The sequence below is a fragment of the Massilia sp. Root133 genome, assembly GCF_001426525.1.
Classification (GTDB): Bacteria; Pseudomonadota; Gammaproteobacteria; order Burkholderiales; family Burkholderiaceae_D; genus Telluria; species Telluria orientalis.
The window spans coordinates 253942-275647 of sequence record NZ_LMEW01000034.1 but is presented as its reverse complement, the minus strand read 5'-3'; the positions used below and the strand labels follow the sequence as shown (position 1 = coordinate 275647).

At 65.1% G+C, this 21706-nt stretch carries 23 protein-coding genes and 1 tRNA gene; 17 read left to right on the top strand and 7 right to left on the bottom strand.

The genetic code is table 11. From position 1 onward, the window contains the following. Positions 1–22: 22 nt before the first annotated feature. Together ASD28_RS25710 and ASD28_RS25705 are read right to left on the bottom strand one after the other, a co-directional pair. Entirely contained in the window at positions 23–1324 is a 1302-nt protein-coding gene (locus ASD28_RS25710) for a dicarboxylate/amino acid:cation symporter (protein ID WP_056135387.1), read from the bottom strand. A gap of 119 nt (positions 1325–1443) precedes the next feature. Next, complete coding sequence (locus tag ASD28_RS25705; protein WP_082577394.1) at positions 1444–2736, bottom strand: amidohydrolase family protein; 1293 nt, start codon at positions 2734–2736, stop codon at positions 1444–1446. A 73-nt stretch (positions 2737–2809) separates the two neighbouring features. On the opposite strand from ASD28_RS25705, the gene ASD28_RS25700 reads away from it, so the two are divergent. Together ASD28_RS25700 and ASD28_RS25695 are read left to right on the top strand one after the other, a co-directional pair. Then, positions 2810–3166, top strand: coding sequence for a hypothetical protein (locus ASD28_RS25700; protein ID WP_056135383.1), 357 nt, complete (start codon positions 2810–2812; stop codon positions 3164–3166). Next, positions 3163–3381, top strand: coding sequence for a hypothetical protein (locus tag ASD28_RS25695; protein WP_056135381.1), 219 nt, complete (start codon positions 3163–3165; stop codon positions 3379–3381). The genes ASD28_RS25700 and ASD28_RS25695 overlap by 4 nt, the downstream gene beginning before the upstream one ends. 10 nt (positions 3382–3391) lie before the next feature. On the opposite strand, the gene ASD28_RS25690 is transcribed toward ASD28_RS25695, so the two are convergent. Both ASD28_RS25690 and ASD28_RS25685 read right to left on the bottom strand, forming a co-directional pair. Then, positions 3392–3775, bottom strand: a complete 384-nt coding sequence (locus tag ASD28_RS25690; protein ID WP_056135378.1) for a hypothetical protein — start codon at positions 3773–3775, stop codon at positions 3392–3394. Beyond that, positions 3776–4570, bottom strand: a complete 795-nt coding sequence (locus ASD28_RS25685) for a 3-hydroxybutyrate dehydrogenase (RefSeq protein ID WP_056135375.1) — start codon at positions 4568–4570, stop codon at positions 3776–3778. It abuts the gene before it with no gap. Between the two features lie 153 nt (positions 4571–4723). Between ASD28_RS25685 and ASD28_RS25680 the strand changes: the two genes are divergently transcribed. The 6 genes from ASD28_RS25680 to ASD28_RS25655 all read left to right on the top strand — a co-directional run bounded on the left by ASD28_RS25680 (position 4724) and on the right by ASD28_RS25655 (position 10655). Further along, entirely contained in the window at positions 4724–5596 is an 873-nt protein-coding gene (locus ASD28_RS25680) for an alpha/beta fold hydrolase (RefSeq protein WP_056135370.1), read from the top strand. A 73-nt stretch (positions 5597–5669) separates the two neighbouring features. Then, positions 5670–6020, top strand: coding sequence for a RidA family protein (locus tag ASD28_RS25675; protein WP_036228482.1), 351 nt, complete (start codon positions 5670–5672; stop codon positions 6018–6020). A gap of 9 nt (positions 6021–6029) precedes the next feature. After that, a complete protein-coding gene (locus tag ASD28_RS25670; protein ID WP_056135367.1) occupies positions 6030–8270 on the top strand; it encodes a bifunctional (p)ppGpp synthetase/guanosine-3',5'-bis(diphosphate) 3'-pyrophosphohydrolase in 2241 nt (746 codons plus the stop codon). Between the two features lie 81 nt (positions 8271–8351). After that, positions 8352–9077 (top strand): ABC transporter permease, encoded by a 726-nt coding sequence (locus tag ASD28_RS25665; protein ID WP_056135981.1) that lies wholly within the window; start codon positions 8352–8354, stop codon positions 9075–9077. Positions 9078–9090: 13 nt separating this feature from the next. After that, positions 9091–10026, top strand: coding sequence for an MlaD family protein (locus tag ASD28_RS25660; RefSeq protein ID WP_056135363.1), 936 nt, complete (start codon positions 9091–9093; stop codon positions 10024–10026). Beyond that, on the top strand, positions 10023–10655 hold the full coding sequence (locus ASD28_RS25655) for a hypothetical protein (protein WP_056135360.1): 633 nt from the start codon (positions 10023–10025) through the stop codon (positions 10653–10655). The genes ASD28_RS25660 and ASD28_RS25655 overlap by 4 nt, the downstream gene beginning before the upstream one ends. Here the strand turns inward: ASD28_RS25655 and ASD28_RS25650 are convergent, their stop codons facing one another. The 3 genes from ASD28_RS25650 to ASD28_RS25640 all read right to left on the bottom strand — a co-directional run bounded on the left by ASD28_RS25650 (position 10656) and on the right by ASD28_RS25640 (position 13072). After that, positions 10656–11072 carry a hypothetical protein gene (locus ASD28_RS25650; protein WP_056135357.1) on the bottom strand — a complete coding sequence of 139 codons (417 nt, stop codon included), beginning with the start codon at positions 11070–11072 and terminating at the stop codon, positions 10656–10658. A 13-nt stretch (positions 11073–11085) separates the two neighbouring features. Next, positions 11086–12075, bottom strand: coding sequence for an NAD(P)/FAD-dependent oxidoreductase (locus tag ASD28_RS25645; RefSeq protein ID WP_056135354.1), 990 nt, complete (start codon positions 12073–12075; stop codon positions 11086–11088). A 70-nt stretch (positions 12076–12145) separates the two neighbouring features. After that, entirely contained in the window at positions 12146–13072 is a 927-nt protein-coding gene (locus ASD28_RS25640; protein WP_056135351.1) for a cation diffusion facilitator family transporter, read from the bottom strand. An 85-nt stretch (positions 13073–13157) separates the two neighbouring features. On the opposite strand from ASD28_RS25640, the gene ASD28_RS25635 reads away from it, so the two are divergent. The 9 genes from ASD28_RS25635 to ASD28_RS25595 all read left to right on the top strand — a co-directional run bounded on the left by ASD28_RS25635 (position 13158) and on the right by ASD28_RS25595 (position 21540). After that, a tRNA-Val gene (locus tag ASD28_RS25635) sits at positions 13158–13234 on the top strand. A gap of 261 nt (positions 13235–13495) precedes the next feature. Then, positions 13496–15406, top strand: a complete 1911-nt coding sequence (gene thrS / locus ASD28_RS25630) for a threonine--tRNA ligase (protein WP_056135348.1) — start codon at positions 13496–13498, stop codon at positions 15404–15406. A gap of 26 nt (positions 15407–15432) precedes the next feature. After that, positions 15433–15984, top strand: coding sequence for a translation initiation factor IF-3 (gene infC / locus ASD28_RS25625; protein WP_267873880.1), 552 nt, complete (start codon positions 15433–15435; stop codon positions 15982–15984). A 283-nt stretch (positions 15985–16267) separates the two neighbouring features. Beyond that, complete coding sequence (rpmI, locus tag ASD28_RS25620) at positions 16268–16465, top strand: 50S ribosomal protein L35 (protein WP_056135342.1); 198 nt, start codon at positions 16268–16270, stop codon at positions 16463–16465. Between the two features lie 20 nt (positions 16466–16485). Then, positions 16486–16845, top strand: coding sequence for a 50S ribosomal protein L20 (gene rplT, locus ASD28_RS25615; protein WP_056135339.1), 360 nt, complete (start codon positions 16486–16488; stop codon positions 16843–16845). A gap of 135 nt (positions 16846–16980) precedes the next feature. Beyond that, positions 16981–18012, top strand: coding sequence for a phenylalanine--tRNA ligase subunit alpha (gene pheS, locus ASD28_RS25610; protein ID WP_056135336.1), 1032 nt, complete (start codon positions 16981–16983; stop codon positions 18010–18012). 33 nt (positions 18013–18045) lie between these two features. Beyond that, entirely contained in the window at positions 18046–20472 is a 2427-nt protein-coding gene (pheT, locus tag ASD28_RS25605; protein WP_056135333.1) for a phenylalanine--tRNA ligase subunit beta, read from the top strand. A gap of 240 nt (positions 20473–20712) precedes the next feature. Next, on the top strand, positions 20713–21108 hold the full coding sequence (locus tag ASD28_RS25600; RefSeq protein WP_056135976.1) for an integration host factor subunit alpha: 396 nt from the start codon (positions 20713–20715) through the stop codon (positions 21106–21108). A gap of 24 nt (positions 21109–21132) precedes the next feature. Next, positions 21133–21540 (top strand): MerR family transcriptional regulator, encoded by a 408-nt coding sequence (locus ASD28_RS25595; RefSeq protein WP_056135330.1) that lies wholly within the window; start codon positions 21133–21135, stop codon positions 21538–21540. Positions 21541–21706: the final 166 nt, after the last annotated feature.

Below are 21706 nucleotides of genomic sequence, written 5' to 3'. Positions count from 1 at the left end.
AGGAATCGTTCCCTGTCCTGGCTTACGCGGCTTCGCGCACCGGGTGCAGGTCGCCGGTGGCGTCGTCCGGGCTCGGATTCTTCAGCTCGGCGGTCAGGCGCTCTTTGTCCAGCTCGCCTTCCCATTTCGACACGACGACCGTGGCGACACCGTTGCCGATGATGTTGGTCAGCGCGCGGCATTCGCTCATGAACTTGTCGATGCCGAGGATCAGGGTCATGCCGGCCACCGGAATGGTCGGGACGACGGCCAGCGTGGCGGCCAGCGTGATGAAGCCGGCGCCGGTGATGCCCGAGGCACCTTTCGAGGTCAGCATCGCCACGCCCAGGATCGTCAGTTCCTGCGTCAGGGTCAGTTCCGTGTTCGTGGCCTGGGCGACGAACAGGGCGGCCATCGTCATGTAGATGTTGGTGCCGTCCAGGTTGAACGAGTAGCCGGTCGGCACGACGAGGCCCACGACCGATTTCGGGCAACCCATTTTTTCCAGCTTGCGCATCAGGGCCGGCAGGGCGCTTTCCGACGAGCTCGTACCGAGGACGATCAGCAGCTCTTCCTTGATGTAGGCGAGGAAGCGGAAGATCGAGAAGCCGGTCAGGCGGGCGATGGTGCCGAGGACGATGGCGACGAACAGGAAGCAGGTCAGGTAGAACGAACCGACGAGCGAGGCCAGCGGGATCAGCGACTTGACGCCGTATTTGCCGATGGTGAAGGCCATGGCGCCGAATGCACCGATTGGGGCGACTTTCATGATGATGTTCACGACGCCGAAGATGGCGTGCGACATGTCGTCGATGAAGCGGGTCAGCGGACGGCCGCGTTCACCCAGCATCGACAGCGCGAAGCCGAACAGGATCGCGATCAGCAGGACTTGCAGGATTTCCCCTTTGGCGAACGCATCCACGAACGTGTTCGGGATGATGTTCATGAGGAAGTCGGTGGTGGTCAGCGCCTTGGTCTTCTCGGTGTACTGGGCGATCGAGTGCGTGTCCAGCGTGGCCGGGTTGACGTTGAAGCCGGCGCCCGGCTTGATCACGTTGGCGACGAGCAGGCCGATGGCCAATGCGAACGTCGACACGATCTCGAAGTAGAGCAGGGCCTTGCCGCCGACGCGGCCGACCTTTTTCATGTCCTGCATGCCGGCGATACCGGCGACGACGGTACAGAAAATCACCGGGGCGATGATCATCTTGATCAGTTTGACGAAGCCGTCTCCCAAAGGCTTCATCGCGGTTGCGATGCCCGGATCGTAGATACCCAGCAGGACGCCCACGATAATCGCAAACAATACCTGGACATAAAGGACTTTATAGAATGGTTTTTTCATGGCTAGGCTTCATGCGCTATTGGTAACACCGTCATCATCACGCAAAATATCTGCATCGGCTATTGTGGAAAACCGCAACGCCGTAGCGGATATCAGGCATGCCGATCGGTGAATAACGCTCATCGAATTCCTGGCTGATTCCGGTACACCATTCCGCCCTTCATCACGAAGTCCACCTTGCGCAGCGCAGCAATATCCGCCGTCGGATCGCCGTCGACCGCGACGACGTCCGCCAGCATGCCGTTGCGGATCGCGCCCAGGTCCTTGCTGTCGAGGATGCCGGCGGCGACGACCGTCGCGGCGCGCAGCGCTTCCGTCGGGCTCATGCCCAGGCGGACCATCCACTCCAGTTCGCGCTCGTTCGTGCCGTGCGCAAACACGCCGACGTCGCTGCCGTTGCCGATGGTCACGCCCAGCTTGCGGGCGATGCGGAAGGCGCGCTCGGCCTGCTGCATCGCGGGCGTGGGCGCGCCGCCGCGGACGTGGCGCTGGAAGTATTCGCCGATCGCTTCCGGCGCCGTCAACGTGGGCACGTACGCCACCTTGCGTTCCAGCATCAGCCTGAACGTCGCTTCGCTGGCGCCATAGCCGTATTCGATCGTGTCGACGCCGGCCAGCACGGCCAGGCGGATCGCGTCGTCGCTGCTGGCATGCGCGGCGACCTTGCGGCCGCTTGCGTGCGCGGCCGCGACGATCGCCTTCATTTCCTCCAGCGTGAACGTGGGGCGCGTGCCGCCGTCCGGGCCCGTGCGGTAGTCGGCATAGAACTTGATCCAGTCGGCGCCGCGGGCGGCCTGCTCGCGCACGGCCTTCGTCGCCTCGTCCGCGCCCGTCGCCTGCTGGGCGCCGTACGGGATGTCCATGTCCGGACGATAGCTGCGTTCGGCCGGTCCGTAGCTCGCCGTGGCGACGATGGCGCGCGTGGCGACGAGCAGGCGCGGGCCGGGGACCTGTCCTTCTTCGATGGCGCGCTTGATGCCAACGTCCGCATAGCCCGCGCCTTCCGTGCCGAGGTCGCGCAATGTCGTGAAGCCGGCCTGCAGGGTGTCGGCCGCGTGGCGCACGGCCAGCGCGACGCGGTAGGCCGGCGCTTCCTTCAGCACCTGGTCGTCCCACGTCGTTTCGTTGTAGGGATGGAGCAGCACGTGCGAGTGCAGGTCGATGAGCCCCGGGATTAGTGTCTTGCCAGGCAGCGCGATGCGGTCGACGTCGGCGGGGACGGGCAGGGTCGCGGTCGGGCCCACGCCCTGGATGCGGCCCTGCGCGACGAGCACGCTCCAGCCGGCGTGCGGCGCGCCGTCGCCGGTCCAGACTTGATCCGGCGTGAGCAGCGCAGGACGCTGGTCGGCGGCGTGTGCGCCGGACAGCGTGCAGCCCAGCAGGGCCAGCGTCGCCAGGAGTGCTCGCATCATGTGTCCTTTCTCGTCGTGTGAATCGAAAAGGCGATCATAGCCGAGCAAGAGGCGGATGGCTTATCATGGACGGATGACGCCGAAAATCCTCATCGCCCTGCTGGCTGCGCTGTGCGCGTGCACCGCATCCGCGCAAGAACCCGCGCAATTGACGCAGAAGATCGCGGGCGTGTACAAGCACCGCTTCATGAGCGCCACGATCACGCCCGGCAAGGCGCCCGGCGAGGCGGATGTGCCTTACCAGGCCGAGGACGTCATCGAGATCGTTCCCTACGATGCCGATCACGTGTACGTGCGCGCCCACCTGGATTTCTACAACGGCCACACGTGCGACATCGCCGGCATGGGCCGGTATGACGGGGTGCGTTCGTCTACCACGATCCGGCGCCGTCGCCGCTGCCGGAAGCGCCGCAATGCGCATTGCGGGTGAGCGTGGAGCACGGCCAGCTGACGCTCACCGATCGCGCCGGGCCCGACGCCGTCTCGAGCTGCCGGGCGTATTGCGGCGTGCGCGGCAGCCTGGAGTATTCGATTGGCCTGGACAAGCGCCGCCCGATCCGCTACCTGGACCGCCTGAAGGCGTCGCGGGAATACCGGAAGGCGATCGACGACCTGCACGCGACCGAGCCGCAGACGCGGCCCTGACCGGACAGTATCATTCGAGATCCTGCATCGCCTGCGCGATGCCGGTCTCGACGTCATGCAGGGACGCCGCGCCCCTGGCCGACAGCGCGATGCCGGGCACGGCCAGTTCGACGAGGCAGGCGAGCGCCTGCCGGAACCATTCCATGTCGGTGCCCATCAGCGGCAGCGCGTGGGCGTCGACGAGGTAGTGCACGGCGCGGGCCAGCAGCGCGGTGTCGCGGCCGGCACTGGCGACGAGCAGCGCGAAGTCGGCCGCTTCGCGTTCGAAGCGGTCGGCCAGCGTTTCGAGGATGTCGCGCGACACCTGCGGCTGGCCTGACGCGAGCACGACGTGCGCGAGTTCCAGGCAGGCGTCGTGCAGGCCCGGAATCTCCAGGGGTTCGTCAATGGACATTTATTGCGCGACCCAGCCGCCGTCCATGTTCCACGCGACGCCGCGCACCTGGTTCGCGGCCGGGCTGCAGAAGAACACGGCCAGCGCGCCCAGTTCTTCCGGCGTGACGAATTCGCCCGACGGCTGTTTTTCCAGCAGCAGGTTTTTCTTCGCCTGCTCGTTGCTGATGCCCTCGCGCGCGGCGCGGTCGTCGACCTGCTTCTGCACGAGCGGGGTCAGCACCCAGCCCGGGCAGATCGCGTTGGCGGTGACGCCGGTCGGGGCCGTCTCCAGCGCCGTCGATTTCGTCAGGCCGACGAGGCCGTGCTTGGCGGCGACATACGCCGACTTCTGTGCCGATGCGACGAGGCCGTGGGCCGACGCGAGGTTGATGATGCGGCCCCAGTTCTTCTGCTTCATGTAGGGCAGCGCGAGGCGGGTCGTGTGGAAGGCCGAGCTGAGGTTGATGGCGATGATCGCATCCCATTTCTCGACGGGGAAATCCTCGACGTTCGCGACGTACTGGATGCCGGCGTTGTTGACGAGGATGTCGACGCCGCCGAATTTCTCAAGCGCGAACGTCATCATGGCCTGGATCTGGTCGGGCTTCGACATGTCGGCGTTGTGGTAAGCGGTCTGTACGCCGAATTCCTGGCCGATGTCGGTGTACAGCTTTTCGATCTGCTGCGCGTCGCCGAAGCCGTTGAAGACGATGTTGGCGCCTTGCTCGGCCAGCGCGCGGGCGATGCCGAGGCCGATGCCCGAGGTCGAGCCGGTGACGAGTGCAGTCTTGCCGCTTAACATGGTGGATTTCATTCGTTCCTCTTTCTCGTGGACAGTTTCTATGAGAGCCGGGTGGTCCCGGGCCAGACTTGGTAGAATTCTAATCGCTCCACCGGGTAAAATGTTGGCGGCCGCCTGGTCCTTGATGTTCCGGCGGATGCATGGTGATCGTCGGAACTTTTGAAAATGAGCGAACCGAAGCTGAAATCCGTGCTGTGCAGTTCGCCCGCCGGCCTGCACCGCATGGCATACAAGGAGTGGGGCGACCCCGCCAATACGAACGTGCTCGTCTGCGTGCACGGGGTGACGCGCGTGGCGGACGATTTCGACGCGCTGGCGCGGGCCATGAGCGACCGCTACCGCGTCGTCTGTCCGGACGTCGTCGGCCGCGGCCGGTCCGACCGGCTGCGCGACCCTGCGCTGTACGTCATTCCGCAATACGTGGCCGACATGGTGACGCTGATCGCCCGCGTCACGGCCGGGGATGAAGGCGTCGCGTGGTTCGGCACGTCGATGGGCGGCCTGATCGGCATTGCCCTCGCGTCGCTGCCGGACAGTCCGATCCGGCGCATGGTGCTGAACGACATCGGGCCCGTGCTGGACCCGGTGGCGCTGGCGCGCATCGGCGACTACATCGGCCAGGCCATCCGCTTCGCGACCTTCGCAGAAGGGGCCGCGTACGTGCGGATGGTCTCGACGCCGTTCGGGCCGCACAGCGACGCCCAGTGGGACAAGCTGGCGCGCGACGTGCTCGTGCAGCAGCCGGACGGGCAATGGGCGCTGCACTACGACCTCGGTCTCGCGCAGCCGTTCAAGGCCATGACGCCGGCGAAGGTGGCGCAGGACGAGGCGCGGCTGTGGGCGGCATACGACGCGATCCGCTGCCCCACGCTGCTCGTGCGGGGCGAGCACTCCGACCTGCTGTCGCGCGCGACGGCGGACGAGATGACGCGGCGCGGTCCGAAGCCGGCCTTGCGGGAGATCGCCGGCGTGGGCCATGCGCCCACGTTCCTGCAGCCGGAGCAGATCGCGATCGCACGGGAATTTTTGACCGGCTGAGCAAGCCGGAGGTGTTCGGCTCCACGGCCGGGCGAAACGGCCGCAAGGCCTGGTTTTATTACTAGAGAAAAGCATGGAAATCAAACGACTGCACGTAGGCAAACGACTGTCCGAAGTCGCCATCCACAATGGCACGGTGTACCTGGCCGGCCAGGTCGCCAGCGACACGACGCAGGACATCCTCGGCCAGACGCGCGAAGTGCTGGGTCACATCGACCGCCTGCTGGCGGAAGCCGGCAGCGACAAGAGCCGCATCATCTCGACCCAGATCTACATCACCGACATGGCCAACTTCCCGGCCATGAACACCGTATGGGAAGCGTGGGTCGTGCCGGGCCAGACGCCGCCGCGCGCCACCGTCGAAGCCAAGCTGGCCGATCCGGCCGGCCTGGTCGAAATCGTCGTCGTGGCCGCCCAGGCGTAAGCACACGCGATGGTATCGATTGTCGCGCTCGGCGACGCCACCACCCAGCTGGTCCACGGCCTCGGCCCCGACGACTGCGCGCGCGTGAAGGGCGCGCTCGACTTCGCGGCCGAGCGCTATGTCGAACGCACGGCCGGCACCGGCCAGAGCGCGTTCGAGTTCTCGCTGGGCGTGGCCGGCACGCTTGCGTTGTTGCGCAGCGATGCCGAGACCCGCATCGCCGGCCTGCTGTTCGAGCTGGCGATCGTGGATCCGGGCGTGTCCGAGGCGCTCGAGGAGCGCTTCGGCAAGGAAGTGGCGGACATGGTGCGCGGCGTGCACCAGCTGATCCGCCTGCGCGACCTGACGGCGGCCCAGGCCCCCGTCGGGCGCGGCAAGAATGCGGCCCAGGAGGCCATGGCGCAGGTCGAAACCCTGCGCAAGATGCTGCTGGCGATGGCCAGCGACATGCGCGTCGTGCTGATCCGCCTCGCCTCGTGCGTGACCACGCTGCGCTACTTCGCGGAGCACAAGCGTTTCGACGACGTCACGCGCAACTACGGCCGCGAAGTGCTCGACCTGTACGCACCGCTCGCCAACCGTCTCGGCATCTTCCAGCTGAAATGGGAACTGGAAGACCTGTCGTTCCGGATGATGGAGCCGGACACGTATAAACGCATCGCCAAGATGCTCGAAGAGAAGCGCATGCTGCGCGAGAGCTTCGTGGCGTCGTCGATCGAGCGCCTGCAGAAGGAGCTCGCGGCGGCGGGCATCAAGGCCGAAGTGTTCGGCCGGCCGAAGCACATCTACAGCATCTGGAAGAAGATGCGCGGCAAGGAGCTCGATTTCTCCGAGCTGTACGACGTGCGCGCGTTCCGCGTGATCGTCGACGACATCAAGACGTGCTACACGGTGCTGGGCGTCGTCCACAACATCTGGACGCCGATCCCGAAGGAATTCGACGACTACATCTCGCGCCCGAAGGCGAACGGCTACCAGTCGCTGCACACGGTCGTCACGGCGGAGGATGGACGGCCGCTGGAAGTGCAGATCCGTACCCAGGAGATGCACAACTTCGCCGAGTACGGCGTCGCCGCGCACTGGCGCTACAAGGAAGAAGGCGGCTCGAATTTCAAGAGCCAGGAATACGACGAAAAGATCGCGTGGCTGCGCCAGCTGCTGGCGTGGAAGACGGAAGTCGCGAGTGCCGTCACGGGGCAGGAAGAGCTGCAGCGCGAGTGGGTCGAGAAGCTGAAATCGACGACCCTCGACGACCGCATCTTCGTGCTGACGCCGCAGGCGCGCGTGCTCGAGCTGCCGGTCGGCGCGACCCCGATCGACTTCGCCTACCACCTGCACAGCGAGGTGGGCAACCGCTGCCGCGGCGCCAAGATCGACAACGTGATGGTGCCGCTGAACACGCCGCTGAAGAATGGCCAGACGTGCGAGATCATCACGGCAAAGGGCCCGGCCGGCAGCCAGGGGCCGTCGCGCGACTGGCTGAGCCCCGGCTATACGGTCAGCAGCCGCACGCGGTCGAAGATCCGCGCCTGGTTCCACGCGCTGGAACTGGCGGAGACGCTGGCGCACGGCCGCGCGCTCGTCGAAAAGTCGCTGCAGCGCGAAGGCAAGACCGCGGTCAATCTGGATACGCTGGCGCACAAGCTGGGGTTTGCCAAGGTCGACGACCTGTTCATCGCGGTGGGCAAGGAGAAATTCAGCCTGCGCCACGTGGAAGCCGCACTGCACGACGCGGCGCCGGCGGCCCCGGTGCCGGACGAAGCGGTCGTCAACAAGAGCCGCGCGTCGAGCGTGGAGCAGGGCGCCAAGTCGGGCGTGCTCGTCGTCGGCACGGAAGGCCTCATGACGCAGCTGGCGCGCTGCTGCAAGCCGGCGCCGCCGGATCCGATCATGGGCTTCGTCACGCGCGGCAAGGGCGTGTCGATCCACCGCGCGAGCTGCAAGAACTTCGCCGAGATGGCGGCCCGCAACCCGGAACGCGTGCTCGAGACGGAATGGGGCACGACGGGCCTGGAGACCGTGTTCCCGGTCGATATCTTCATCCTCGCGGCCGACCGCCAGGGCCTGCTGCGCGACATCTCGGAAGTGCTCGCGATCTCGAAGATCAACGTGATCGGCGTGAACACGCAGAGCAGCAAGGGGACCGCGAAGATGGTGTTCACGGCGGAGATCAGCTCGACCGGGCAGCTGCAGAAGGCGCTCGCGGCGATCGCCGAGGTGAAGGGTGTCCAGCAAGCCCGGAGGACATAGGTGCCCATCACCTCCCTCCTGTACGTCAAACCGCGCCTCTGGGGCCACCTGGCCGCGCGCTACGTCGCCAGCTGGTGGTCGATGCTGCACCTGGGCGCCGTGGCGCTCGTGATGGCGCTGACGCCGTCCACGTACCACCGCGCCAACCGCCTCGCCACGTCGCGCTACATCTACGCGAGCACGTGGCAGGTGCTGCCCTGGTTCACGGTGCTGACGGCCCTCGTCAGTCTCGTCATCATCCGCATCGTGCTCGTCACGGCGCAGAGCTATGGCCTGTCGCGCTATGCGCTGGAGATGGTCGTGCGCGTGCTCGTGCTGGAACTGCTGCCGCTGTCGGCCGCGATGTTCGCCGCGCTGCGGGCCGGCATGGCGTTCGATGCCGGTGCCATGGGCCTCGCGCGCAGCGGCATGCCCGCCGGCGAAGCGACGGCCGAGACCTTGCGCCGCCTGCGCCGCGACCTCGTGCCGCAGGTGATCGCCAACGCATTTTCCGTGCTGAGCCTCGCGATGGTCAGCAGCGTCATCGTGCTCGTGTTCGCGTACCTCAACGTGTACGGCCTGTCGCCATGGGGCCTGCCGGACTACACGCGCACGGTGGGCCGCGTGTTCGATCCGACCGTGACCCTCGGCTTCGTGTTCAAGACGGTGCTGTTCGGGCTCGCGGTGGCCGTGATCCCGAGCGCCGCCATCCTGGAACTGCTGCGCCGCCCGCGCCGCCTGCGCACGAACGTGCAGCCGGGCGCGCTGCGGCTGCTGTTCGTGCTGCTGCTGATCGAGGCCAGTTCGCTGGCCGTCAAATACATCTAACGACATTCAAACGATGAGCGACAAAGACACCCCTCCCGACGAACCGAAACACGTGGAAGCGAAGGCGCTGTTCCTGCTCGTCCTGATCGGCGCGCTGATCGTCGCGTTCTTCCTGTACGTGATGTATGCCCGCGGCGTGTTCGAGAAGACGCAGGAACTGGTGCTCGTCGCCGACGATTCCTCCGGCGTCATCCCGGGCATGGACATGACGTTCGCCGGCTTCCCCATCGGGCGCGTGCGCCAGGTGGAGCTGGGCAAGGACGGCAAGGTCAACATCCTGGTCGACATCGCGAAGAACGATGCGAAATGGCTGCGCACGACCAGCGTGTTCACGCTCGAGAGCAGCGTCGTCGGCGAGACCCGGCTGCGCGCGTACAGCGGCGTGCTGACGGATCCGCCGCTGCCGGACCACGCCCAGCGGCCCGTGCTGCGGGGCGACGCGGCGGCCGAGATCCCGCGCCTGATGGCCACGGCGCGCACGCTGCTGGAAAACCTGGAGACGATGACGCGCGCCGATTCCCACATCGGCAACACGCTGGCCAACGTCGACGCGCTGTCCGGCCGCCTGTCCGGCCGCTACGGCGTGCTGGGCACCGCGCTGGGCGGCGACGCCGAGGCGGAAAAGCTGCTGCAGACCCTGCACCGCGTCGACGCGCTGCTCGCGAAGACCGACCAGCGCGTGTTCGGCAAGAAGGGCGTGATGGACGATGCGCAGAGTGCGATCCGCGAATTGAACGGCTTGCTGGCCGACGCGCGTGGCACCTTGCAGAAGGCCGACGGCGTGCTGGCCGAGGCGCAGGCCGTCGCGAAGAACGCGCACACCGCCACCGACGACCTGGGCCGCCTGCGCGGCGAGGTCGATGCGAGCCTGCGCAAGGTGAACCGCCTCGTCGACGAGATCAACCGCAAATGGCCGTTCAGGCAGGATACGGAGGTGAAGCTGCCATGATGACCCGATCCCTCATTGCCGCCGCGCTCATCGTATTGTCCGGCTGCGCCAGCAAGCCGCAGCCGCCCGCCTGGGAAGGCGATGCGAAGAGTTCCCTGGACGGTTACACGGACGATTTCCTGCGCGGGGACTCTGGCGCCGCCGACGCCGAGTTCGCGCGCGCCCGCCGCGCGAGCGCCAGCACGGGACGGTTCGACATCGTCGCCCAGGCGGAACTGGTGCGCTGCGGCGTGAAGGCGGCGGCGCTCGACTACGAATGCCCCGGCTTCGCGGCGCTCGCGAACGAGTCGACGCCGGCCCAGCGCGCGTATGCCGCCTACCTGGACGGCCGCTGGCAGGGGCTCGACGTGAATCTGCTGCCGGAACAGCACCGCGCCGTCGTCGCGAGCGGCTCGCTGGCCGGCGTCGCCGATCCGCTGGCCCGGCTCGTCGCGGCCGGGGCGCTGCTGAAGGCGGGACGCATCACGCCGGCCGACATCGGCGCCGCCGTCGACACGGCATCCAGCCAGGGCTGGCGCCGGCCGCTGCTGGCGTGGCTGGGCGTGCAGGAACAGCGTGCCCGCGCGGCAGGCGACACGGCCTCGGTGGAACGCATCCGCCGCCGCATCGAACTGGCTGCGCAACGCTGATTACTTCACGCGAACGACGCGCGCCGCGCTGTTGTTGGCTTCCAGCTGCAGGTAATAGGCGCCGAGCGCGCCCCGTTCGATCCGCACGGCCGGGTCCACGAGGTCCGGCAGGACGGCATCGACGTCGTCCACGACGCGCCACACCTGGCCGTTGGCGAGGGTGAGCTGGGTGCCGTAGCGCCAGCCATCCACGTTGCCGCGCACGGTGCTGCGGATCGCCGCCGGCTCGTCGTCGACCTTCTGTTCCAGGCGTTTTCCGCCGAAGCGCTGCTCGGCCGGCGGTGCCACGGGCAGCGCTTCGTAGCAGGCCAGCCGGCTCGCCGTATCGGGGAGGGCGCGGCAGCGCAGCACGAGGGCGTCGTCGACGGCGCAGGCGGCGCCGGACGCGCACAGCAGGAGGAGGGCGAGCGTTCTCATCCCCGCATTATAGCTACGCGCTGGTCCCCGGCGCCGCCTCCAGGTGCGGACGAGCGGGCCGCAGCGCGGGCGGCAACTGGTTGTGGATGCGCACGGCCGCGCGCGCCGCCTGGCCGGCCGCCACGGCGATCTGGTTCAGGCCCACGACGACGTCGCCGATCGCGTACAGGCCGGGCACGGCCGTCTGCTGGTGGTCGTCGACGACGATCTCGTCGCACTGCGCCGTGCGCGCGCCCAGCTTCGCGGCGAGGCCCGATCTGGCGTTCTCGCCCAGCATCGGGTAGAACACGTCCGCTTCGTGATCCTGGCCGTCGTCCGTGTGCAGCACGGGTTTCATCGATGCGTCGAGCGTGACGGACAGCAGCGGCGAATCGACGATGCGTACGCCGGCCGCGTCGAGGCGGCGCCGGTCGTCTGCGCTCAGCATCGACGGCGCGCCCCGTTCGAACAGGGTGACGTCCGCGCTGAACGTACGCATGAACAGCGCGTGGCCGACCGGGTTCACGTCGGACGTGGCGACGGCAATGCGCTTGTCGATCACGTCGAAGCCGTCGCACACGGGGCACAGGCGCACGGACCCGAACGCGACGGCCTCGCGCCAGTTTTCGATCGGGAGGCCCGCGTCCGCGACGCCCGTCGCCAGCAGCACCGTGTGGGCGCGGACCTGCACGATGTCATCGATGCCTTCGGGCTGGTAGTCGCCGACGAACAGGCCGTCCTCGATGCGCAGGTCGACGATCTCGCCCGGCATCACGCTGCCGCCGTAGCGCTGCAGCTGCGACGCGAGGTTGCCCAGCAGGATGTGGCCGGGCACGCCTTCGGGAAAGCCGGGATAGTTGTGCGAGACGGGGATCAGGCGCAGGCGGCTGTTGCCCTTGTCGACGAGGGCGACGTTGCGCGTGAAGCGGCGCAGGTAGATGGCGGCGGTCAGGCCGCCCGGGCCGCCGCCCACGATCAGCGTGTCGTAGACATGTGCGGTGGCGAGTTCGGAGGAGGTAGGCATGTGCCGATTATCCGCAGGCGGCCTGCGGCTGGGCTATCGGCGCGTGTCCCGAGGCCGGGTCGGAACTGGCTTACAGCGTGTCGGAGCAGTCGCGCAGTTCAGGCTGCAAGGTGACGTGGTCGATGCCGTGCTTGTCGAGCAGCATGTATTTCACCGCGCGCAGCACGTCGGGCCAGGCGTTCAGGTCGTCGATTTCCAGGTGGCCGATCAGCGCGGGCTCGCCCGGCGACATGTCCCATACGTGCAGGTCGTGCACGGAGCGCACGCCCGGGATGCCAGCGAGGTCGGCGCCGATTTTCAAGTAGTCGATCTGGTGCGGCACGCCTTCCATCAGGAAGTGGTAGGACTCGCGCAGCACGCTCACGGTCGACTTGAGGATCAGCAGCGACACGAAGATCGACAGGATCGGGTCGATGCGCACCCAGCCGGTGAAATGAATGACGGCGCCCGCGGCGATGGCGGCGATGGAGCCGAGCAGGTCGCCCAGCACGTTGACGAGGGCGGCGCGCGTGTTGATGCTCTGCTCGTCGCGCGACAGCACCCACGCGACGGCGATGTTGATGCACGCGCCGATCGCGGCGACGATCAGCACGGTCTTGCCGCCCACGTGCTCGGGATGCGCGAGGCGCTGGACGGCTTCGTAGACGATCCAGCCGACGAGCAGCAGCATGGCAAGGCTGTTCACGAAGGCGGCGAGCGCCTCCGCGCGCACGAAGCCGAACGAATGGCGCGCGGACGGCGGCCGCCGTGCGATCAGCTGGGCCAGCAGCGCGAGGCCGAGGGCGGCGGCATCTGTGACCATGTGGCCGGCGTCCGAGATCAGTGCGAGCGAATTCGACAGGAAGCCGCTGACGGCCTCCACCAGCGCATACAGCAGGGTCAGCCCGAGCGCGATGGCCATCGCCCATTGGCTGCGGCCTTCGATCGTGTGGGCGTGGCGGGCATCGCCGTCGAGGTGGGCGTGGAGGTGGGCGGAGGAGCCGGCTTGGTCGGACATGAAAGTGAGGGAATCGGAAAACAGGCGGCAGTATACCCGGCGTCCTTGCAGAATAGTGTCCGATCCCCTTATAATAGCGGCATACGGGCGGTTAGTTCAGCTGGTTAGAATACTTGGTCGACATCCAAGGGGTCGCAGATTCGAATTCTGCACCGCCCACCAGAACACCAAGACAAGCGCGGGGAACTTCGGTTTTCCGCTCTTGTCGTCAGTAAGAGCGAGAAAGGCACGAACGGTTATGACACCGCGAACTACAACGACGTTGTGGGGGAATCGCTAGACGCGGTAGGGTGTCATATTGTCTTTCGCAGCAACTCGACGACACTGAAGAAAACGCGCCTGGTGCGCGTTTTTTTTCGTCCAAAACTTTCCAGTTTCAAACTTATTAACCTGAACGGGCGCATGGCGCCGATGGAGCTCACAATGTTGAATGTTCGCCTCCCGGACGGCTCGAGCCGTCAATTCGAAGGTCCGGTGACGGTCGCCCAGGTGGCGTCCAGCATCGCACCGAGCCTGGCCAAGGCCGCGCTGGCCGGCAAGGTCGACGGCAAGGTCGTCGACACGTCGTTCCTGATCGAGAAGGATGCCGACCTGGCCATCGTCACGGACAAGGATCCGGAAGGCCTGGACGTCATCCGCCACTCGACCGCCCACCTGCTGGCGTATGCTGTCAAGGAATTGTTCCCGGAAGCGCAGGTCACCATCGGCCCCGTGATCGACAACGGTTTCTACTACGACTTCTCGTACAAGCGCCCGTTCACCCCGGACGACCTGCAAGCCATCGAAAAGAAGATGGCCGAGCTCGCCAAGAAGGATGAGCCGGTCACCCGCAAGGTGCTGCCGCGCGACGAAGCCGTGGCGTACTTCAAATCGATCGGCGAAGACTACAAGGCCGAGATCATCGCGTCGATCCCGGCAAACGAAGACGTGTCGCTGTACACCGAAGGCAAGTTCACCGACCTGTGCCGCGGTCCGCACGTGCCGTCGACCGGCAAGCTGAAAGTGTTCAAGCTGATGAAGCTCGCGGGCGCGTACTGGCGCGGCGACTCGAAGAACGAGATGCTGCAGCGTGTCTACGGCACCGCCTGGGCGAAGAAGGAAGACCAGGAGCAATACCTGCACATGCTGGAAGAAGCCGAGAAGCGCGATCACCGCAAGCTGGGCAAGCAACTGGATTTCTTCCACTTCCAGGACGAGGCGCCGGGCCTGATCTTCTGGCACCCGAAGGGCTGGACCATCTGGCAGCAGATCGAGCAATACATGCGCAAGACCTACCAGGTCACCGGCTACAACGAGGTGAAGGCGCCGCAGATCATCGATGTCAGCCTGTGGCAGAAGACCGGTCACTGGGACAATTATCGTGAAAACATGTTCACGACCGAGTCGGAAAATCGCACCTATGCGCTGAAGCCGATGAACTGCCCGGGCCACGTGCAGATCTATAACGCGGGCCTGCGTTCGTACCGCGACCTGCCGCTGCGCTACGGCGAGTTCGGCCAGTGCCACCGCAACGAATCGTCGGGCGCGCTGCACGGCCTGATGCGCGTGCGCGGCTTCACCCAGGACGACGGCCACGTGTTCTGCACGGAAGAGCAGATCGCGCCGGAAGTCGTGGCCTTCCACGCCCAGGCGATGAAGGTGTACGAGGACTTCGGCTTCGACAACATCGACGTCAAGATCGCGCTGCGTCCGGAAAACCGCATCGGTTCCGACGAGGTGTGGGACCAGGCCGAAGAAGCGCTGCGTTCCGCGCTGCGCGGCTGCGGCGTGACCTGGACGGAGCTGCCGGGCGAGGGCGCGTTCTACGGTCCGAAGATCGAATACCACCTGAAGGATAGCCTCGGCCGTCCGTGGCAGGTCGGCACGATGCAGGTCGACTTCTCGATGCCGGGCCGTCTCGGCGCGGAATATGTCGCAGAAGACAATTCCCGCAAGGTGCCCGTGATGCTGCACCGCGCGATCGTCGGCTCGATGGAGCGCTTCATCGGCATCCTGATCGAAAACTACGCGGGCGCGCTGCCGCTGTGGCTGGCGCCGGTCCAGGTTGCCATCTTGAACATCTCCGATGCGCAGGCCGATTACGTCAAGCAGGTCGAGGCGAAGCTGAAGGCGGCGGGCCTGCGCGTTCACGCTGATTTGCGGAACGAGAAGATTACCTATAAAATTCGGGAGCATTCCGTCCAAAAACTGCCGTACATCCTAGTTGTCGGTGATAAAGAGCGGGATGCCAACACTGTGGCCGTTCGCGCCCGTGGCAATATCGACCTTGGCGTCATGTCGGTCGATGCGCTGCTGGAACGCCTCCAAGGCGAGGTAGCATCCAAGGCGAAGTAATCAAGCACGCGCCTTGAGACGGCCCTATCCATCTTACTTTCAAAGGAAACAACATAGCTACTGACAAGTCGTCACATCGCATCAATGGCGAAATCAACTACCCGGAAATGCGTCTGAACGGGATAGACAACGAGCCGCTGGGCATTGTGAGCCTGGCCGAGGCGTTTCGTCTGGCTGAAGAAGCGAACGTGGACCTGGTGGAAATCGCGCCGAACGCGGTTCCCCCGGTCTGCCGCCTGATGGACTACGGCAAGTTCAAGTATTCGGAGCAGAAGAAGGCGCACGAAGCGAAGCTGAAGCAGAAGATCATCCAGGTCAAGGAAATCAAGTTCCGTCCAGGTACGGACGAGGGTGATTACAGCATCAAGCTGCGTAACCTGATCAAGTTCCTGGAAGAAGGCGACAAGACCAAGATTACGCTGCGCTTCCGTGGCCGCGAGATGGCTCACCAGGATATCGGCCAGCGCATGCTGGAGCGTCTGCGCGGCGACCTCGAGCCGTACGGCCAGGTCGAGCAGTTTCCGAAGCTGGAAGGTCGCCAGATGATCATGGTGGTCGCGCCGAAGAAGAAGAAGTAATTCTTCGTGCAGTCAAGCCGGGCCAGGCCCGGGCCCCGGGTGCGTCCCGCGGCCTGGGCTTGGCCTATTCCACTTTCTGGTTTCTCGTGTGCATGGCTCGGATGTGCACGGGCGTAAAACTGTGCTAGAATCTGCGGTTCCCATGTTCGCAAGGACGGGGAAGCAAGACTGTAGTGGACCCGCTTCCGCTGCAGAGACAAGTGAAAGTAGGCATCCAAGAGCAGCGTTGCTGCCACCTGCAATCCTGTCACATATGAGGCTGCCTGTAAGAGGGCAGAAGACTATGCCGAAAATGAAAACCAAAAGCTCCGCGAAAAAGCGTTTTCGCGTGCGCCCGGGTGGTACCGTCAAATCGGGTATGGCGTTCAAGCGTCACATCCTGACCAAGAAAACCACCAAGAACAAGCGCCAGCTGCGTGGCACCCGCAACATCAATGCGTCCGACGTCCAGAGCGTCTACCGCATGATGCCGTCTGCTTAATCTCACACTAAGGAGCTAATATGCCTCGAGTAAAACGTGGGGTTACTGCACGTGCCCGTCACAAGAAGGTTCTTGCGCTTGCCAAAGGTTATCGTGGCCGCCGCAGCAAAGTATTCCGTATTGCCAAGCAAGCAGTCATGCGCGCTGGCCAGTACGCATACCGCGACCGCCGCAACAAGAAGCGCGTTTTCCGCGCACTGTGGATCACCCGTATCAACGCGGCTTCGCGTTCGCACGGCATGACCTACAGCGCATTCATGAACGGCCTGAAGAAAGCCGCGATTGAACTGGACCGTAAAGTCCTGGCCGACATGGCTGTCAACGACAAGCCGGCTTTTGCCGCTATCGTGAACACCGTCAAGGCAAAGCTGGCTGCTTGATCATCAGTCTGCGATAGAAGTACAGCGCCGCGCTTGTCGAAGCACGGCGCGCAAAGGACGGGGCAAAGGTTTCACGACCGATGCCCTGTTTTTGTTTCTGGCGTCTCCCGCCATCAAAACAGGAAAAGAATACGCATGAACTCGCTGGAAGAACTCGCGCTTCAAGAACTCGTTACTTCGGCCCAGACTGACTTTGGTGGCGCACAAGACGTAGCCGCGCTGGAAAACGCAAAAGCGAAATACCTGGGCAAGACCGGCCAGGTGACCGACCTGATGAAGGGCCTCGGCAAGCTCGATCCCGAACAGCGCAAGGCGCAGGGCGCCCTGATCAACGCCGCCAAAGAAAAAATCGAACAGGCGTTGACGGCCCGCCGCGAGGATCTCGCCAACGCGCAATTGATGGCGCGCCTGAATGCGGAAGCGATCGACGTCACCCTGCCGGGCCGCGGCCGCGCCAAGGGCGGCATCCACCCTGTCATGCGGACCTGGGAACGGGTCGAACAGATTTTCCGCTCGATCGGTTTCGACGTGGCCGACGGCCCCGAGATCGAGACCGACTGGACCAATTTCACCGCGCTGAACAGCCCGGAAAACCACCCGGCACGCTCGATGCAGGACACGTTCTACATCGAAGGCAACGACAGCACGGGCAAGCCGCTGCTGCTGCGCACCCACACGAGCCCGATGCAGGTGCGCTATGCCCGCACGCACACGCCGCCGATCAAGGTGATCGCGCCGGGCCGCACGTACCGCGTCGACAGCGACGCCACGCACTCGCCGATGTTCCACCAGGTCGAAGGCCTGTGGATCGGCGAAGACATCAGCTTTGCCGACCTGAAGGGCGTCTACCTGAACTTCGTGAAGGCATTCTTCGAGACGGACGACCTGCAGGTCCGCTTCCGGCCGTCGTACTTCCCGTTCACGGAACCGTCGGCCGAGATCGACATCGCGTTCGGCTCCGGTCCGCTGAAGGGCCGCTGGCTGGAAGTGTCGGGCGCCGGCCAGGTGCATCCGACGGTCGTCCGCAATTTCGGACTGGATCCGGAAAAATTCATCGGTTTCGCGTTCGGTTCGGGCCTGGAGCGCCTGACCATGCTGCGTTACGGGATCAACGACCTGCGTCTCTTCTACGAAGGTGACCTCCGTTTCCTGAAGCAGTTCAACTAAGAACACGTCCGATCAATACCAAGGCAAACGAATATGCAATTCTCTGAAAACTGGCTCCGTTCCATGGTCGATCCGAAGATCAATTCGGACGAACTCGCGCACCTGCTCACGATGTCCGGCCTCGAAGTGGAAGAGGTCGAACCGGTCGCGCCGCCGTTCTCGAACGTCGTCGTGGCGGAAGTCAAGGAAGTCGCCAAGCACCCGAACGCGGACCGCCTGAACGTGTGCCAGGTCGACGTCGGCACCGGCACCCTGCTGAACATCGTCTGCGGCGCGCCGAACGTGCGCGCGGGCATGAAGGCCATCTGCGCGATGGCCGGCGCCGTACTGCCGCCGGGTCCGGACGGCAAGCCGTTCGAAATCAAGGTCGGCAAGCTGCGCGGCGTGGAATCGCAGGGCATGATGTGCTCGGCGAAAGAACTGAAGCTCTCGGAAGAGAGCAGCGGCCTGATGGAGTTGCCGGAAGACGCGCCCGTCGGCCAGAACATCCGCGACTACCTGGCCCTGAACGACCTGAAATTCACGATCAAGCTCACGCCGAACAAGGCGGACTGCCTGTCCGTGCTGGGCGTGGCGCGCGAAGTGTCGGCGCTGACCGGCGTGCCGCTGGCGCTGCCGGCGTTCCGTCCGGCCGTCGTGAATACGGATGAAAAGCTGCCGGTGAAGATTTCGGCGCCGGATCTGTGCGGCCGTTTCTCCGGCCGCGTCATCCGCGGCCTGAACGCGAAAGCGGCGACGCCGGAATGGATGAAGCGCCGCCTCGAGCGCAGTGGCCAGCGTTCGGTGTCGGCGCTCGTCGACATCTCGAACTACGTCATGCTGGAAGTGGGCCGTCCGTCGCACGTGTTTGACCTGGACAAGATCCACGGCGGCATGGACGTGCGCTGGGGCCGCAAGGGCGAATCGCTGAAGCTCCTGAACGGCAACACGGTCGAGGTCGACGAGTGGGTCGGCGTGATCTCCGACGAGAAGGAGATCGAGTCGCTGGCCGGCATCATGGGGGGCGATTCCACGGCCGTCACCCTGGACACGACCAACATCTACCTGGAAGCCGCGTTCTGGTGGCCGAACGCCATCCAGGGCCGCGCGCGCCGCTACAACTTCTCGACGGATGCCGCGCACCGCTTCGAGCGCGGCGTCGACTACGCGACGACCGTCGAGCACATCGAGCGCATCACGTCGCTGATCGTGGAGATCTGCGGCACGGGCGAGACGAAAGTCGGCCCGATCGACGACCAGGCGCCGAACGTCCCGCAGCGCAAGCCGGTCACCCTGCGTACCGCGCGCGCCGCGAAGGTCATCGGCGTGCCCGTCACGGACGACATGGTCGCCGACATCTTCACGCGCCTGCACCTGCCGTTCGAGCGCGAGGAGGGTCTCTTCCACGTGACGGCGCCGTCGTACCGTTTCGACATCGAGATCGAGGAAGACCTGATCGAGGAAGTCGCGCGCGTGTATGGCTTCGAAAACATTCCCACGCTGCCGCCGGTGGCCCCGTCGGCGATGCTGATCGAGCCGGAAGACACCCGCTCGCTGTTTGCGATCCGCCACGAACTGGCCGACCTGGGTTACCAGGAAGTCGTGAACATGAGCTTCGTCGAGCAGCAGTGGGAAACGGATTTCGCGAACAATACCGACCCGATCCGCCTGCAGAACCCGATCGCCAGCCAGCTGAGCGTGATGCGTTCATCGCTGATCGGCAGCCTCGTCGCCAACGTGCGCTACAACCTGAACCGCAAGGCCGGCCGCGTGCGCGTGTTCGAAGTGGGTGGCGTGTTCCTGCGCAATGCGGACGCGCAGGACGGTCCGCTGGCCGTCGCCGGCTTCGACCAGCCCAAGCGCGTCGCCGCCATCGCCTACGGCCCGGCCGCGGACGAGCAGTGGGGCCAGCCGACCCGTGCCGTCGATTACTTCGACGTCAAGGGCGACCTGGAAGCGCTGTTCGCACCGCGCGCCGTACGTTTCAGCAAGACCGAACACCCGGCGCTGCACCCGGGCCGCTCGGCCACGGTGGAAGTGGACGGCAAGGTCGTCGGCGTCATCGGCGAGCTGCATCCGCGCTGGCTGCAGAAGTACGACCTGCCGCAGGCCCCGGTGCTGTTCGAGGTGGATGCCGACGCGCTGCGCGCGCGCGACGTGCCGCGCTACGCCGAGATTTCCAAGTTCCCGGGCGCCACGCGCGACCTCGCACTGGTGGTGAAACAGGACGTGCCGGCCCAGGCGCTGCTCGACGCTTTCCAGTCGGAACTGGCGTCGAACGCGCTCGGCAAACTCGTGCAAGCCGTTGTTTTATTTGATGAATACCGCGGCAAAGGTTTGGAACAAGATGAAAAAAGTCTTGCTTTCCGCTTTGGCTTGCAAGATACTCAATCGACGCTGCAGGACGATGCGGTCGAGGCCATCATGGCCGCGCTGGCATCTGCGGCGCAACAAAAACACGGCGCAAAACTGCGCGGTTAAAAAGAAGGCTACGTGCCTCGAAGGGGTATCGAGCAACCGTCGCGCGCGGCAGCAATGGTGGTCGAGAAGCGCAGCCGTACTTACGGTACGGCGAGCATCGCAGGCCGTCACTGCAACGCGCAGCAGGTTGATCGAGCCCCCACCAAACATCCAGAACTGAAGGTAGGGCTTAAAATTAACAACAACGACGTTGATTCCGCCGTGCTCCAGGAAGCGCTGGCCGCCGACCTGCATCGTGCGATGCTGGTGGCCCGGGTACGGAAGGAAGCGGAAAAGGAGTTGCCGACCCTGACCAAGGCGGAGCTGGCCGAACTGCTGTTCGAGCAGGTCGGTCTGAACAAACGCGAGGCCAAGGACATGGTCGAGACGTTCTTCGACGAGATCCGCAATGCGCTCGAGCGCGGCGAGGCGGTCAAGCTGTCCGGCTTCGGCAACTTCCAGTTGCGCGACAAGCCGCAGCGGCCCGGCCGCAATCCGAAAACCGGGGAAGAAATCCCCATCACGGCGCGCCGCGTCGTGACGTTTCACGCCAGCCAGAAGCTGAAGGCGATGGTCGAAGAGGCCAATCCGGGCAGCCCGCGCAATCCGGACAGCCCCGACGGCCCCGACCATCCTTCCCTGGCGCGTGCAGCCTGATAAAGCCGACACGGCTTGTGAGCGATGAACGACCGACCGAACAAGATGGAACCGACCGTGCTGCCGCCGATCCCGGCGAAGCGCTATTTCACGATTGGCGAAGTCAGCGAATTGTGCGGGGTCAAGCCGCATGTGCTCCGCTACTGGGAGCAGGAATTTACTCAGCTTAAACCGGTCAAACGCCGCGGAAATCGCCGTTATTACCAGCATCACGAAGTGCTGTTGATCCGGCGTATACGCGAACTGCTGTACGAGCAGGGCTTTACCATCAGCGGGGCACGCAACCGCCTCGATGGGCGCGGCCAGCACGACGTCGACGCGTTGCCGGAAACGCCACCACCACCGGCCATGCCGACCATCGAACCGGAAGCATTGCGTGCCGAGCTGCACGCAATTCTCGCACTGCTCAAGCACGGTTCGCCGGCAGCCTGAAGCCCCGCCGAGGGCGCAACGGCCGACGCAGCCAGCTCAGGCGTGCGCGCCTGTTGTTCTGCACCCCGGAGGTGCTAAAATGTCACTTGCAGTTTGCTGACTCAAACGCATGACCTGACCGGAGGCGTGAGGGGCCAGCCTCGGCTCTTTCCTGTATCGGGAAAAC